This is a genomic window from Parvibaculum sp., assembly GCF_049671045.1.
In the GTDB taxonomy this organism is placed as follows: Bacteria; Pseudomonadota; Alphaproteobacteria; order Parvibaculales; family Parvibaculaceae; genus Parvibaculum.
Window position 1 is genome coordinate 1 of the sequence record NZ_JBATUH010000032.1, and the last position, 14,465, is coordinate 14,465.

Here is a 14,465-nt window from a genome sequence, read left to right on the forward strand (position 1 = left end):
ATTTCCATGTGCTCAGAGATGTGAACCTGACCGTGCGCGAGGGCGAACGCATCGTGATCGCGGGGCCTTCGGGCTCCGGCAAATCGACGCTCATCCGCTGCATCAATCGTCTCGAGGCGCATGACAAGGGGCGGATCGCCGTCGACGGGATCGAGCTTACGGAAGACCTGAAGCGCATCGACGAGGTGCGCCGCGAGGTCGGCATGGTGTTCCAGCAATTCAATCTCTTCCCGCATATGACGGTGCTTGAGAATTGCACGCTCGCACCGATCTGGGTGCGGGGCCTGCCGCAGGAGGAGGCGGAGGCGGCCGCCATGCGCCTTCTCGAGCGCGTCCGCATTCCGGAGCAGGCGCATAAATATCCCGGCCAGCTCTCGGGCGGACAGCAGCAGCGCGTCGCCATTGCGCGTGCGCTTTGCATGAGCCCGAAGATCATGCTTTTCGATGAGCCGACCTCGGCGCTCGATCCGGAAATGATCAAGGAAGTGCTGGACGTGATGGTGGGGCTTGCCAATGACGGCATGACGATGATCTGCGTCACGCATGAAATGGGCTTCGCGCGCGAGGTCGCCGACCGCATCGTCTTCATGGATCAGGGCGAGATCGTGGAGGAGGCGCCGCCCGCGGAGTTTTTCACCGCGCCGAAGAGCGAGCGGACAAGGGCATTCCTCGCGCAGATCCTGCGGGGCTAGGCAGGTCGCTCGAACGCGGGATGGCCCGGACAGGCCGGGCGATGAGGACGAGCTATTCGTCGAATTCCGCTTCCGATTGCCCATAGGGTGTGAAGCCAGCGCGCTGATAGAGCCTGAGCGCGCGGGGGTGGTCGAGCGTGCAGGTCTGGACGATGAGGCGCGCGGGATGTCTCGCCCAGGCAAGCGAAATCGCCTCGCCAAGGAGGAAGCGGCCCAGACCTTCGCCGATCCGTTCCGGAATGATGCCGAGGAAGGAGAGTTCCGCATCCGGCATGCCGCGGAAATCGAGTTCGATAAATCCGACGGGCGCGCCATCGAGATAGAGCACATATATCTCGACATTGTCGTCATGAATGATCGATGCGAGTTCTGCATCGCCAAGTTTCCGGCGGCTTACCCAGGCGTAATTGCGGCCGATCGTGTCATAGAGATAGCGGTAGAAATGGAGCGGCGGCTTTGATGCGCGCAGCAGCGCGCTGGCGCCATGCGGGCGCGGCGCGATGAGCAGGCGCGGCTCGGCACACATTTCGAGATGGGTGACAATCGTCTTGTGCCGCTTGCCCATTGTTGTCCGCTCTGCCCGTGTTCCACCGGCTAGGTACCGGCGAGGTCGATGCGCTCAGGCTTCGACGGGCATGCCCTCGACCGCGCCCCACTCCGACCATGAGCCATCATAAACCGAAGTTTGCCGATGGCCGAGCACCGCAAGGCCGAGCGCGAGAATGCAGGCGCTGACGCCGGAGCCGCAAGTGGTGATGACCGGGCGGGCGAGGTCGATGCCGGCCCTCTCGAAGAGGGAGCGCAATTCGGCAGGGGGCTTCAGCGTGCCGTCGGCCTGGGTCAGTTCGGCCGAAGGCAGGTTGTGGCTGCCGGGTATGTGCCCGCCTTTCAGGCCGGGTCGGGGCTCCGGCTCCTTGGCGCGGAAGCGGCCGCGGCTGCGCGCATCGAGCACCTGTTCGGCGCAGGTCTCGATATTGCGAAGCATCGCCTCGCGGTCGCGCAGGAGCAGCGCGTTGCGCCGCGCGGTGAAATGGCGGGCGCTTGCATGCGAGCGCGCATCGCTGAGAGGGCGGCCGTCCGCCTTCCACTTCTTCAGCCCTCCATCCAGCACCACCACATCCTCATGGCCCATCACGCGGAACATCCACCAGACGCGCGGCGCGCTGAAGAGCCCCGCGCCGTCATAGACGACGATGCGGTTGCCATCGCCAAGGCCGAGGGCGCGGACGCGAGCGGAGAATTTCTCGGGGCTCGGCAGCATGTGCGGGAAGGGGCTCGACGTATCGGCGATCTCGTCAATGTCGAAATAGACCGCGCCGGGAATGTGCTCGCGCTCATATTCCGCGCGGGGGTCGCGCTGCGATTGCGGCATGTACCAGGAGCCATCGACGATGCGGATGTCAGGCGCGTCGAGCCTCTGCGCCAGCCACTCGGTGCTCACGAGCGGGCTTTCGGTCGATGCGGGCATGTTGTTTCTCCGGATCAGAGCCAGGAAGGCGTCGGCAGGTTCTTCTGCCTGAGGAATTCAGGGTTGAAGAGCTTGCTCTGATAGCGGGTGCCGTAATCACAGAGGATGGTGACGATCGTATGACCGGGGCCGAGCTGGCGGGCGAGGCGGATGGCGCCGGCGACATTGATGCCACTCGATCCGCCAAGGCAGAGGCCCTCTTCCTTGAGAAGATCGAAGATGATCGGCAGCGCTTCCTCATCCGGGATCTGGTAGGCCTCGTCGATGGGCGCGCCTTCGAGATTGGCGGTGATGCGCCCCTGGCCGATGCCTTCGGTGATGGAGCTGCCTTCGGCCTTCAGTTCGCCGTGCTTGTAGTAGTGATAGAGCGCCGCGCCCATCGGGTCGGAAAGCGCGATGGTGACGTTCCTGTTGCGCTCCTTCAGCGCGATGGCGATGCCGGCCAGCGTGCCACCCGTGCCCACGGCGCAGGTGAAGCCGTCGATCCTGCCATCCGTCTGCGCCCAGATTTCGGGGCCGGTGGTTTCGATATGCGCCTGCCGGTTCGCCACATTGTCGAACTGGTTTGCCCAGATCGCGCCGTTCGGTTCCTTTGCCGCAAGCTCCTCCGCGAGTCGGCCGGAATATTTCACGTAGTTGTTCGGGTCCTTGTAGGGAACGGCCGGCACCTCGATCAGCTCCGCGCCGCAGAGGCGGAGCATGTCCTTCTTTTCCTGCGACTGCGTTTCGGGAATGACGATCACGCTGCGAAAGCCGAGCGCGTTGCCGACGAGAGCGAGCCCGATGCCGGTATTGCCGGCGGTGCCTTCGACGATGGTGCCGCCGGGGCGGAGCTGGCCCTTCGCCATCGCGTCCTTGATGATGTAGAGCGCGGCGCGGTCCTTCACCGACTGGCCGGGATTGAGGAATTCCGCCTTGCCCAGAATTTCGCAGCCCGTCTCCTCGGAGGCGCGCTTCAAGCGGATCAACGGCGTATGGCCGATCGAATCCACGAGTCCGTTTCTGATATCCATGATTGTCCGGTCTTGATTGAGGAGTGGCGCATAGGCGTCGAGGCGCTGTGCTCAGAACATACGGAGCGTTGGCCTTGCGTTCAAGGCGCGGACCGCATGGGAATTCTTCATTTAATTTTTGTTTTATTGGCGCTAAGCCATTGAATCATCAGAAAGGTCTTCGCGTCCCTTATCCGTCCGTCCATGGTCGCGGCCTGCGCCTCCGCGAGCGGCACGACGACGGCGCGAATGTCCTCGTGCTCATGGGCAAGGCCATGGATGCCCCCGATGCGCGAGAGATCGGCCCGCGCGGCATAGATGTGGGTGCGCTCGCCATAGCCGCCCGGCGACGACCAGGCGGTGGTGATGTGGACCGGCTCGCCGATGACACAGCCCGTTTCCTCGAGCGCTTCGCGGTGAGCGACCTCGAGCGGCGTTTCGCCGGGATCGACGATGCCCGCGACCGCCTCGAAGAGCCATGTCGCCTCGTCATAGACGAGGCCGCAGGCGCGGAACTGCTCGATGAGGACGACCGCGTCGAGTGCGGGATCGTAGGGGATCACCATCGCGACCTCGCCGATCGTGTACATGTCGCGGGTGACGAGATCGGACCAGCTTCCGTCGAAGCGGCGATGACGGAACGTGAAACGTTCGAGCTTGCCCCAGCCGCGGCCAATGAGTTCGCGCGAGCGGATGTCCACGTCATCGAGCGTGCGTGGGGTCGGGATCAGGCGGTCTTCCATTCCGGGGCTCCGGGTTTCTTCCGTGGCGGAAGCTCAAGGCGGGGCCCGAAGTCTAATTCAGGGTCGTGTCAGCGTCACCTGCGTGACGTCGATGGCGCCCGCGCGGAAGCCGGCCTCGCAATAGGCAAGATAGTATTCCCACAGCCGCCGGAAGCGCTCGTCGAAGCCGAGATGCTGAATGTCCGGCCATGCGGCGCGGAAGCGCTGGCGCCAGAGTTTCAGCGTCTCGGCATAGTCGAGGCCGAAGTCGAGATTGCCGGCCCAGGTGAGGCCGGCGCGCGCGACCTGCTCTCGGAGCGCCGATGGCGAAGGCAGCATGCCGCCGGGGAAGATATAGCGCTGGATGAAGTCGGCGCTCTTGCGATAGGCGGGAAAAATGCTGTCCTCGATGGTGATGATCTGGAGGCCCGCCACGCCGCCGGGCTTCAGGCAGTCTCGCAGCTTGTCGAAATAGGCGGGCCAATAGGCCTCGCCGACCGCCTCGAACATCTCGATCGAGGCGACGCGGTCGAAGCGTTCCTCGACATCGCGGTAATCCTGATAGCGGATCTCGACCCTGTCGGAGAGCCCCTTTGCTGCGATCCGCTCGCGCGCGAAGGCGAGCTGTTCCTTGCTGATCGTGATGCCGGTGACGCGGCAGCCGATCTGGCTTGCGGCGAATTCCGCGAAGCCGCCCCAGCCCGAGCCGATTTCGAGGAGGTGGTGTTCTGGCCGCAGGTCGATGCGTTCGGCGAGCGAGCGGTATTTGTTGATCTGCGCGTCCGAAAGATCCTGCCCCTGATGCGCGAACCGCGCCGAGGAATAGGTCATCGTGCCGTCGAGCCAGCGGCGGTAGAAGCCGTTGCCGAGATCGTAATGGAACTCGATGTTGCGCCTTGCGCCGCGCCGCGAATTTCGCCGCACGAGATGCAGAAGCCGCGCGCCGAGCCGGACCGCGCCGAGGCCGAGAAACCTCTCGCGGAGCACGTCGCGGTTGCGGGCGAAGAGTTCGAGGAAGGAGGCGATGTTGGGACTGTCCCACATGCCGTCGAGAAACGCCTCGGCGGCGCCGAGATCGCCGGCTGCGAAGAGGCGGCGGGCCAGTCCGAAATCCCTGATCTCCATGACCGCGTCGGCGCCAGGCTCCCGCCCGCTGAAGCGCAGGCGGCGGCCATCGGGAAGCAGGATGGTGAGACTGCCGTGTCGCATATGGACGAGCGCGCGAAAGACGAGGCGGAGAAGTCGTGGAAGGCCCGTTATGCGATTGAGATTGGCGGCGGTGACGTCGATCGTCTCCGCGCCATGTGTCGAACACTCTTCGAGATACTGCGTCATGCGAGCGTCCCCTGTAGGTTCTTCGCATGAGCATATAGCGAGCAGGGCGCCCGGTGCGACTGCTTCCTCGGGCGCGTTCCGCCTAAGGGTGGGCGGCAGCTCGGGGCGGCAGGGTTCGGCGGGGCGCGCGGCCAAAGAAAAAGGGGTCCGGCTTCGTCGGAAACCGGACCCCTCGAAACTGGCTCCCCGGGCCGGACTCGAACCAGCGACCAAGCGGTTAACAGCCGCTTGCTCTACCACTGAGCTACCGGGGATCACTTCGTCGCAACTCAACGACGAGGACGAGCGGTCCTATAGCAAAGTCGTTTGCCCCATGCCAGCCCAAATCTTGCCTCCGGCGCCGCGAATACCCATTTGTTCGGCCAGTCCGGGCGTCAGGCCCTGTTTCCCAAGGAAAGCGAGAGGCATGGCGACGGTTCGCTTCGGCAACAAGCGGTTCAAGGTGCCCGGTTCGCCCGCCATGCGGCGCGTGACCGGGGCGGCGCTTGTCGGCGGCGGCGTGCTCGGTTTCCTGCCGGTTCTCGGCTTCTGGATGCTGCCGCTCGGGGTCGTGGTGCTGTCGGTCGATTCGCATCCGGTGCGCCGCGTGCGCCGCCGGACGGAGGTCTGGTGGGGGCGACGGCGGAACGGCCGGGACGAGCGCTTCGGCGGCTAGTCGATCGCCTCTCCGGCAAGCGGCCTCGCCAGGGCGAAGGGGAGGCCGCTCAGCAGCACCTCGATGATTCTCACATCCTGATAGTCGCCATTGAGCGAGAGGCGCGGAAGGCGTGTCAGCCGGTCCCTGTGGGACGGGTAGATGAGTCCCTTGCGCGTCGTCGTGGCCGAGCGGAAGCCAAATTGGGCGGCAAGCGCGAATTCGCGCTCGCCCGCCGAGCCGGGGTCGCCATAGGGGTAGGAGAAATGGACGGACTTGCGCCCAAGCTCCGCCTCATGGCGCGCAAGGCCCCGGGCGATCTCGTCGCGCGCGCGCGCCTCCGGCAGGCCGGCAAGGGCGAAATGGCCGGCCGTATGCGCCTCGATCGAGGCGAGCGGATGTGCGGCAAGCTCGCGCACCTCGTCCCAGCTCATCGAAAGCTCGCGCGTAACCTGCGTGGGCTCGATGCCGTGCCCGGCCGCGAGGCGGGTGATCTCGTCCCGCATGTGGTCTTCGGGGCCGCCGCGCAGGCGCCAGTAGATCGCCGGCCAGGCGGCGGTCTTCTCCGCAAGGCTCGCGCAGGAAAACACCTCCTCGCCATCCACGAAGCGGACGCGCAAGTCTCTCGCCGCGCCGATGACCCGCTCGAGCAGAACCCACCAGAGGATGGCCGTTCCGTCGGGCAGGCCCGTCGCCAGATAGACCGTGAACGGAACATTTTGGCGCGCGAAGACGGGTGCGGCGACCGTGAGATTGTCGCGGTAGCCATCATCGAGGGTGAAGACGGCGAAGCGCTCTCCAGTCTCGCCCGCGGCAAGGCGCGAGACGGCCTCATCGAGGCTGAGGCATAGATAGCCCATTTCCTGCACGCGCGTGATGACGGCATCGAGGAAGGTGGGCGTGATTTCGAGAATGCGGTTCGGCGCGAATTCGCCGCCATCGGGCTCGCGCACGCGGTGAAGCATGAAGATCACGCCCGCGCCTGCCAGCGCCTTTGGCGCGAGGCGGTGCGCGCCGCTCGCATGAAGGGCGAGGAGGCCGTGCCGCGCCAGAGCCGTCCTCTGCGGCAGGGGCCGCGGTTTTTCCGATGCGACATTCATGCGTCGAGGTCCTCGGCGCCGGGGAAAGCGGAGTGGGGCCGGTTGCGGGCCAGGGTAGCACGGCGATTGCAACCGGCACGATGTGGCGAGAATGCGCGTCCGGAATTGAGAAAAGATTGATGCAAGCCGGCGCATCGAGCCTCGAAACGCGCAGAAAGCGTTTCAACTTGATCCATCGGCAAGGCGAGGCCCCCCGTGAAGCCGCTGACGAATAAGAACGAAGCAGAGAAGCAGTCCTACGCGCCTGTTAACCATTGGCCCCGTCGCAATGGCGAAGCCGGGCAAGTCATTCACGGGCCGTGGGCGCGCCGACCCGAGGTGCTTCTCACCGTTCATGAGGGCTTCGAGGGCCTGCGTTCCGCCTGGACCGCGCTCGAGGCGGTGGCCGACTGCACGGTCTTCCAGACCCATGCCTGGCTTTCGGCGTGGTTCCGTCATGTCGGCGCGCGCCAGGGCATCGAGCCTGCGATCGTCGTCGGCTGGGATGGCGAGGAGGAGGGGGAAGGGCCGCTTTTCATATTTCCGTTCGGATTGAAGCGAGGCTTCGCCGGTACCCGTCTCGTTTGGCTCGGGGCGGAGTTCTGCGACTATCAGGCGCCCATCCTTGCCAAGCGCTTCTCGCGGACGGTTCACAGGAGCCAGTTCAAGGCGCTGTGGGCGGAGATACGCGAGGCCCTGCCGCATCACGACATCGTGGAGCTCGACCGGCTGCCCGAATTCATCGGCGAGCAGCCGAACCCGCTTCTGGCGCTCGGCAATGCGACCGAGCACGCCTCATCCGCCCATATGACGCGGCTGAAGCCGAGCTGGAGCGCCTATTACGACGAGAAGCGCTCCTCCGGCAGCAAGAAGCGCGACAAGCAGAAGCGCCGCAAGCTCGAGGAGTTCGGCGAGGTCGCTCTGGTGACGCCGCAGGACCCCACCGGGATCGCCCGCTCCATCGACGAGCTGATCGCCCAGAAGAGCGCGGCATTCGCGCGCATGGGTATCGCCAATCCCTTCGCGCGGCCGGGCGTGCGCGACTTCTATCTCGATCTTGCAACCGATCCCGCCTGCAAGGGGCTCATCCATGTCAGTCATCTCGATGTCGGCGGCAGGGTCGCGGCCACGAATTGGGGCGTAAGCTTTCGCGGGCGTTATCACTATGTGCTGGCGAGCTATGCGGCAGAAGAGGAATTCGCGCGTTTCGGCCCCGGCATGGTGCAGCTCATGGAGCTGATGCGGCACGCGACGGAAACGGGGCATGAGGAGTTCGACTTCACCATCGGCGACGAGCCCTACAAGGCTGACTGGTGCGAAGTGCGGACCCGGCTTTTCGATCATCTCGAGGCTGTGACCATGCGCGGCTGGCTGGCGCTCATGCCTGCGGTTCTGCGCCGCCGGGCTAAACGCTTCATCAAGCAGACGCCGGTACTTTGGGATGCGTTTACCCGCCTGCGCGCCGTCGCGGGCTCGCTGCCCGGCGCGGGAATGGTCCGGGTCTGACAAGGAAACCGGCCCGATGAACGCCCCGGCGCTTCCTCATTCTCTGAGACGGCTCGGCGCAACGCTCGCAGCCATGCTCGGCGCCGTGCTTGCCGAGGGTCACCTCGCGCAGGTCGTGCGCGGGGCCGGCCTCGTCATGGGCATCCGCATCGCGGGAGCTGCCATCGCGCTTCTCGGCCAGGTGCTTCTCGCGCGCTGGATGGGCACCTTCGAATACGGCATTTTCGCCTATGTCTGGGTGTGGGTCATCATGCTCGGCGTCATCGCGCCGATGGGCTTCGGCACATCGACGCTCCGCTTCGTGCCGGACTATCGCATCAATGCGAAGTGGCGGCGGCTCGCGGGCATCCTCCACGATTCCTGGCGGGTCGTGCTCGTGCTCGGCCTTGCATTCATGGCGCTGGGGCTCGGCGCCATCGGGCTTCTGCGCAACGAGATCGAGGCCTATTACGTGCTCCCGCTCGTTCTGGCGATGATGTGCGTGCCGGGTTTCGCGCTGACCGACACGCTCGAGGGAACGGCCCGCGCTTTTGGCTGGGTGAGCCTTGCCTATCTCCCCGCCTATATCATCCGCCCGCTCGGGATCGTCGCCGTTGGCGCGCTCATCCATTTCATGTTCGGCGGGCTGACGGGCGTTGCAGCCGTGGCCGGCGCTCTCGCCGCGACGCTTCTCACGCTTGCCGGACAACGCTTCTTCCTCAACCGCCGCATCGGCGCGGCGATCCCGCGCGCAAAGCCCATCCGCCATACGCGCTACTGGGTCGCGGCTTCGCTGCCGCTGGTGCTGGCCGAGGGGCTCTACCTTCTGCTTCTCAACACCGACATCGTTCTGCTCGGCTATTTCGTCGATCCCAATGAGGTCGGCATCTATTTCGCGGCGACGCGGATCACCAATCTCGTCGTCTTCATCTATTTCGCGGTGGCCGCGCTCGCCGTGCCGAAATTCTCCGAACTTCATGCCGCCGGAGATCGCGCAGGCTTGCAGGTCTTCGTCCACAACATCATTCAATGGATCTTCTGGCCGACACTCGCGGCGGCGGGCTTCCTCCTGCTCATCGGCGAATTCGCGCTCAACCTTTTCGGCGAGGGTTTCGACAAGGGCTATCCGCTGCTCGCTATGCTGATGCTCGGCTTCGTCGCGCGCGCGTCGACTGGTCCCGTCGAATATCTGCTCAACATGACGGGACACCAGAACCTGACCGCCGCCGTGTATGGCGCCGCGGCGCTTCTCAACATCGCGCTCAATCTCGCGCTCGTGCCGCGCTTCGGCCTCATGGGCGCTGCAGCGGGAACGGCAGCCTCGCTCATCTTCGCGAGCTTCTGTCTCTTCCTGATCGCGCGCCGCCGTCTCGGCATCACCTCTTTCGTGCTGTCGCGAAGCGGCTTTGCTTCGCCGGCCACTGTCTGAAGGATCGATCGATGACCGATCTCAAATCGCAATATCCGGCTTTCCCTGCCCTGAGGCGCGGCTCCACGGCGGAGGTACAGCTTTCCTCCGAGGCGGATGACGGCAGCATCTGCGTGCTCGAAAGCGCCGAGGCGCTGGAACCCCATGTCGCGGAGATGGAAGCGCTGGCGGTCGCGTCGAGCGACAGCAATCCGCTCTTCGAGGCAAGGGCGCTTCAGGCGGCGATGGCGCATCTCCGGTCGGGTGGCCCGGTTCGCGTCGCGCTCGTGCGCAGCGCGCCTCTGGCAGGCGGCGAGCCGCTGCTGATCGGGGTCTTTCCCTTTCAGGCGCGGCGTTTCTATCTCGGCCTTCCGTTCGCGATCTGGTCGATCTGGACGCATGTTCACGGCTTTCTCGCCACGCCCATCGTTCGCGCAGGGTATGAGCGCCAGGCGCTGCGCCGCTTCCTCGCCCATGCTGATCGCGCGGGCGCGCCGCTTCTGCGCTTTCCGATGTTCGAGGGAGGCGGGGCCTTCGATGCGGCGCTAAGCGACGTGCTTGCCGAGCGCGGCCTCGCGCATGTCGAAACCGGGCGGCATGAACGCGCCTTCCTCAAATCCGAACTCGATGGCGAGGCCTATCTCGCCGCGACCATGCGCAAGAAGAAGCGCAAGGAATATAACCGCCTCTGGAACCGGCTCGCCGAGGCGGGCGAGCTTCGTTTCGTCACGCATGATGGCGGGGCGGAGCTTTCGGCCTGGGTCAATCGCTTTCTCGCCCTCGAGCGCAGCGGCTGGAAAGGAAAGCGCGGAACGGCGCTTGCCGAACGCGCCAATGAGCGCGCCTTTTTCGAGCGCCTTTGCTCGGAAGCGCGCGCGCGCGGCTCGCTTCACTGCGCCGAAATTCTTCTCGACGGAAAGCCGATCGCGATGCTTGCGAGCTTTCTCTCGGGTGGCGGCGCCCACAGCTTCAAGATCGCCTATGACGAGGACTACGCCAGATATTCGCCGGGCGCGCTGCTGATGATGAAGGCGGTCGGCGCGTTTCTCGGCGATCCGCGCATCGCATGGGTCGATTCCTGCGCGGTGCCGAACCATCCGATGATCGACCATATCTGGGCGGAGCGGCGCACGATCCGCGAAGTCAATGCGGCCACCGCGCATCTTCTGAGCCCGCTTCTGATTTTCTATTCGGCCCGCATGACGCATATCGCGGAATGGGCCTGGGACCGCATGCGAACGCTCTATCACCGTCTACGCAAGGAGGTGGAACATGGATAAGCTCATCGAAGTCGAGGCGGGCGGCGTTGGGAACGAGATGCCGACGCGCACATTCCGGTTGCGGCATCATCTGGCCGATCATCCGCTCTTCAAGCTCGACCGGCTGGCGCGGCTCGCGGCTTCGCTGCCTGCGGACCAGATCGAATTCAACGGTCCGGTCCTCCCCAATCAGGACCCCGACCTGACGCCCTCCAACGGCTTGACGCCCGAGGAAACCGTGCGGCGCATCGAGGAGTGCCGCTCCTGGATGGTGATCAAGAACGCGGAGAGCGACCCGGAATACAAGGCGCTGCTCGACGCCTGTCTCGATCAGGTAGCCGAGCAGACGGGCGGCGTCATGGGCTGCGCGCTGAGGCGGCAGGCTTTCATCTTCGTCACATCGCCCGGCAATGTGACGCCGTTTCACATGGACCCCGAATATAATTTCCTGCTCCAGATTCGCGGCCAGAAACGGATGAGCCTATTTGACTATCGGGACCGCGCCATCGTCTCGGAGGAAGCTCTGGAGCTTTATCCGGGCAAGCATCGGAACCTGCCATATCGTGACGAATTCGAGGCGGGCGCGACGCAGCAGCATCTCGATCCGGGTGACGCGATCTTCGTGCCGCTGTTCGAGCCGCATTGGGTGCAGAACGGGCCCGAGGTTTCGGTGTCCTTCTCGATCACCTGGCAAACGAAGGAGTCGCTCAGGCTGGTGAAGCTTTCCTATGTAAATGCGGGTCTTCGCCGTCTTGGCTTTCCGCAGGCGCCTGCGGGCACGCACAAGGCGCTCGATGCGATCAAGGTCGCGGCCTATGACGTGCTGCGGCCGATCTACGATGCGGTCAGGAAGATTGCGGGCGACAGGCAGAAGGCGATCGCCTTTGTCTTTGGCAAGACGGCGCCCGCGAATTGATCAGGCCGCGCGGGCGGGGCGAACGGGATATTCCTCGATGGCCGTGTCCGTGTAGCGGCGGTAGCGGCGCAGATTGACGCGGGTGAGCAGGATGCCGACGCGGCGGCCGCTCGCCGCCGCGAGCATCTTGAGCACATGCGTGACGAGGCGGCGGCTCGTCACCGACCAGCGCACGACAAGCACCGTGAGGTCGGTCATTTTCGCCAGCACCTGCGCGTCCGCGGCGGCCATGACGGGCGGCGCGTCGATGACGATGTAGTCGTAGGTGTGTTCGAGCGCCTTCAGCACCCAGGCCATCTGCGCGGAGGCGAGCATGGCGGTCGGGTTTGGCAGCGCCGCGCCAGCCTGCATGACATGGGCATAGCTGCCGTAATCCTGCCGGATGACATGCGTGAAGTTCGCCTGTCCTGTCAGCAGTTCGGAAAGCCCTGCCTGTGGCGGCATACCGACGGCGAGATGAACCGAGGGCGCGCGCATGTCTGCATCGATGAGAATGGTGCGGTAGCCGCCCATGGCGAGAACGCGCGCAAGGCTCGCGGCCGTCGAGGTCTTGCCTTCATCCTTCTGCGCCGAAGTGACGAGCACGCTGCGCGCGCGGCGATTGCCGATGCGGGCGAGCAGCACATTGCCCTGTAGCGTCCGGATTGCTTCGGCATAAAGGCCGAAAGGCTCGCGGAGAACGTCGGCGGCGGGGTTCGTCTGGCGGCCGCCATGAGCCTCGATCTCCGGCACCAGGCCGAGAAAAGGCATGCCGGTGACGCGCTCGGCCTGTTCGGCGGTGCGGAAGCCGCGCGCGAACACCTCAACGAGGAAGCTCAGGACGAGAGCGAAAAGCAGGCCCGCTATGACGGAGAGCGTCAGCACCGCGCCCGTCTTGGGGAAGGTCGGGGAGGAGGGCTCCTGCGCGCGCGACACGATGCGGGCATTGGCGGCCCCGGCATCGGCCTCGGCGCGGGCGTTCGCCTCCTCATAGCGCTTGAGGAAGGATTCGAGCAGGGCGCGGTTCGTCGATGCGTCGCGTTCGAGCGCGCGAAGCTGGACCTCGTCCTGATTGAGCGTGCCCATGCGGACCTGAAGCCGCACGAGGCTCGCGCGGAGCGAGGCGACGCGCGCCGAGGCGACACGCGCATCGTTTTCGAGGCCCTTGATGATCTTGTCGACCTCCTTGCCGATCTGGCGGTCGAGATCGGCGAGATTGGCCTGCGCTTCCATCATCTTCGGATGCGACGGCAGAAGCGTCTCCGACATCTGCGCGATCTGCGCGCGGAGCGCGACTTCCTGCTGGCGCAAATTCTGGATCAGCGGCGACTGGAGAACGGCGGCGGCCGAGTTGACGGCATTGCCCGAGGCAAGAAGGCTGCGGGCGTTCTGAAGCCTCGCCTCGGCCTCGGCGCGGGCGGCCTCCGCCAGCGTGAGCTGCGAGTTGAGATCGGTGAGCTGCTGCTGGGGAACGGTGGACCCGTTGGTGAGAAAGAGGCCCGAATCCGCGCGGAAGGCTTCGACGGCGGCCTCCGACGTCTGGACCTTCTTGCGAAGCTCCTCGATCTGCTGGCCGAGCCATTTGGTCGCTTCGCGATTGATGGCGTTCTTCTGCTCGATCTGCTGGGCGATATAGAGTTCGGCGAGGCGATTGGGAACCATCGCCGCCATGCGCGCATCGGTCGAGGTGAATTCGATGGCGATGACGCGCGATGTGCCCTTCTGGTAGACGTTCAGCTTGCGCAGCACATTGTCGGCGATTTCCGTTTCGTCCGGCGCGCTGCCCCGCACGCCGACGAGATTGAGGATCCGCATCCGCGTGCCGGGACGAAGCGACGGGTTGAATTCCGGGTCGCGGTCGAGGCGAAGATCGGTGACGAGACGAGTGAGCAGCGGGCGCGAGACGAGAAGCTGGATCTCGCTCTGCAAGGTTTCGGAGTCGGGCAGGGTAGGCTGGCTCGTCGTGTCGAAGGTGGAGATTTCGCCCGTGCGCGGGGAAAGCAGGATGCGCGTTTCGCCGGTATAGGTCGGCGTCACCGTGGCGAGCCAGACGAGGCTCAGCGCCATGAAGCCCGCAAAGGCAAGCGCGATCAGCTCCTTGCGCGCCCAGATACCGCGCAGCAGCTCCCATGGCGAAACGTCGCCCGCCGCCTGCATGTCAGGGGTGGAACGGCGTCGGTCGCCAAAGGTCACAACAGGCGTGCCGTGAATGTTGGTCATGCGCTCCGCTCGCTGGAATGCCGGCGCACTCCTTCAGGGCGGACAGTAGCCCGGTGTTGGTAACGGAAGGTTTAACGCGCGGAGACAACCTTCGCAAAAGGCGAGCAATTCCGGCGACTTGGACGCGCCGGGGCGCCGCCGCGCTCGCAAAAAATTAACCAGTCCGGCCTAGTTTGCGGAACAGCGGGATATTTCAGGGATCGTCCAGCCATGGCTCGCCGCGGCGTTCTGCCTTTCATCCGGGATCAGCGGTTTCCGGCCGGTCAATTCGGCAGG

The 14,465-nt window shown here is 65.1% G+C and carries 13 protein-coding genes and 1 tRNA gene; 6 read left to right on the plus strand and 8 right to left on the minus strand.

Annotation, left to right across the window (positions count from 1 at the left end; genetic code table 11):
• Nucleotides 1-692, plus strand: a 692-nt coding sequence (locus tag WBG82_RS04160; protein ID WP_424421751.1) for an amino acid ABC transporter ATP-binding protein, incomplete at its 5' end; no start/stop codon positions are given.
• 52 nt (nt 693-744) lie between these two features.
• Here WBG82_RS04160 and WBG82_RS04165 read toward each other — a convergent pair.
• The 6 genes from WBG82_RS04165 to WBG82_RS04190 all read right to left on the minus strand — a co-directional run bounded on the left by WBG82_RS04165 (nt 745) and on the right by WBG82_RS04190 (nt 5,463).
• Entirely contained in the window at nt 745-1,257 is a 513-nt protein-coding gene (locus WBG82_RS04165) for a GNAT family N-acetyltransferase (protein WP_424421753.1), read from the minus strand.
• Nucleotides 1,258-1,311: 54 nt separating this feature from the next.
• Nucleotides 1,312-2,160, minus strand: a complete 849-nt coding sequence (gene sseA, locus WBG82_RS04170) for a 3-mercaptopyruvate sulfurtransferase (RefSeq protein ID WP_424421755.1) — start codon at nt 2,158-2,160, stop codon at nt 1,312-1,314.
• A 14-nt stretch (nt 2,161-2,174) separates the two neighbouring features.
• Entirely contained in the window at nt 2,175-3,173 is a 999-nt protein-coding gene (locus WBG82_RS04175) for a cysteine synthase A (protein ID WP_424421757.1), read from the minus strand.
• A 107-nt stretch (nt 3,174-3,280) separates the two neighbouring features.
• A complete protein-coding gene (locus tag WBG82_RS04180; RefSeq protein ID WP_424421759.1) occupies nt 3,281-3,895 on the minus strand; it encodes an NUDIX domain-containing protein in 615 nt (204 codons plus the stop codon).
• A gap of 57 nt (nt 3,896-3,952) precedes the next feature.
• Complete coding sequence (locus tag WBG82_RS04185; RefSeq protein WP_424421762.1) at nt 3,953-5,209, minus strand: class I SAM-dependent methyltransferase; 1,257 nt, start codon at nt 5,207-5,209, stop codon at nt 3,953-3,955.
• A 179-nt stretch (nt 5,210-5,388) separates the two neighbouring features.
• Nucleotides 5,389-5,463 (minus strand) — tRNA-Asn (locus WBG82_RS04190).
• 152 nt (nt 5,464-5,615) lie between these two features.
• On the opposite strand from WBG82_RS04190, the gene WBG82_RS04195 reads away from it, so the two are divergent.
• On the plus strand, nt 5,616-5,864 hold the full coding sequence (locus WBG82_RS04195; protein WP_424421764.1) for a hypothetical protein: 249 nt from the start codon (nt 5,616-5,618) through the stop codon (nt 5,862-5,864).
• On the opposite strand, the gene WBG82_RS04200 is transcribed toward WBG82_RS04195, so the two are convergent.
• On the minus strand, nt 5,861-6,943 hold the full coding sequence (locus WBG82_RS04200; protein WP_424421766.1) for a polysaccharide deacetylase family protein: 1,083 nt from the start codon (nt 6,941-6,943) through the stop codon (nt 5,861-5,863). The two genes, WBG82_RS04195 and WBG82_RS04200, sit on opposite strands and share 4 nt — an antisense overlap.
• 318 nt (nt 6,944-7,261) lie before the next feature.
• Here WBG82_RS04200 and WBG82_RS04205 point away from each other — a divergent pair, with 318 nt between their 5' ends.
• Genes WBG82_RS04205 through WBG82_RS04220 form a run of 4 tightly spaced genes read left to right on the plus strand, consistent with a single transcriptional unit; the run spans nt 7,262 to nt 11,990 of the window.
• A complete protein-coding gene (locus WBG82_RS04205; RefSeq protein ID WP_424421769.1) occupies nt 7,262-8,428 on the plus strand; it encodes a GNAT family N-acetyltransferase in 1,167 nt (388 codons plus the stop codon).
• Nucleotides 8,429-8,444: 16 nt separating this feature from the next.
• A complete protein-coding gene (locus tag WBG82_RS04210) occupies nt 8,445-9,836 on the plus strand; it encodes a lipopolysaccharide biosynthesis protein (RefSeq protein ID WP_424421772.1) in 1,392 nt (463 codons plus the stop codon).
• 11 nt (nt 9,837-9,847) lie between these two features.
• Entirely contained in the window at nt 9,848-11,095 is a 1,248-nt protein-coding gene (locus WBG82_RS04215; RefSeq protein WP_424421774.1) for a GNAT family N-acetyltransferase, read from the plus strand.
• Nucleotides 11,088-11,990: a cupin-like domain-containing protein gene (locus WBG82_RS04220; protein WP_424421776.1), complete on the plus strand. Its 903-nt coding sequence runs from the start codon at nt 11,088-11,090 to the stop codon at nt 11,988-11,990. The genes WBG82_RS04215 and WBG82_RS04220 overlap by 8 nt, the downstream gene beginning before the upstream one ends.
• Here WBG82_RS04220 and WBG82_RS04225 read toward each other — a convergent pair whose 3' ends face one another.
• Nucleotides 11,991-14,189, minus strand: a complete 2,199-nt coding sequence (locus WBG82_RS04225) for a GumC family protein (protein ID WP_424421779.1) — start codon at nt 14,187-14,189, stop codon at nt 11,991-11,993.
• Between the last annotated feature and the right edge of the window lie 276 nt (nt 14,190-14,465).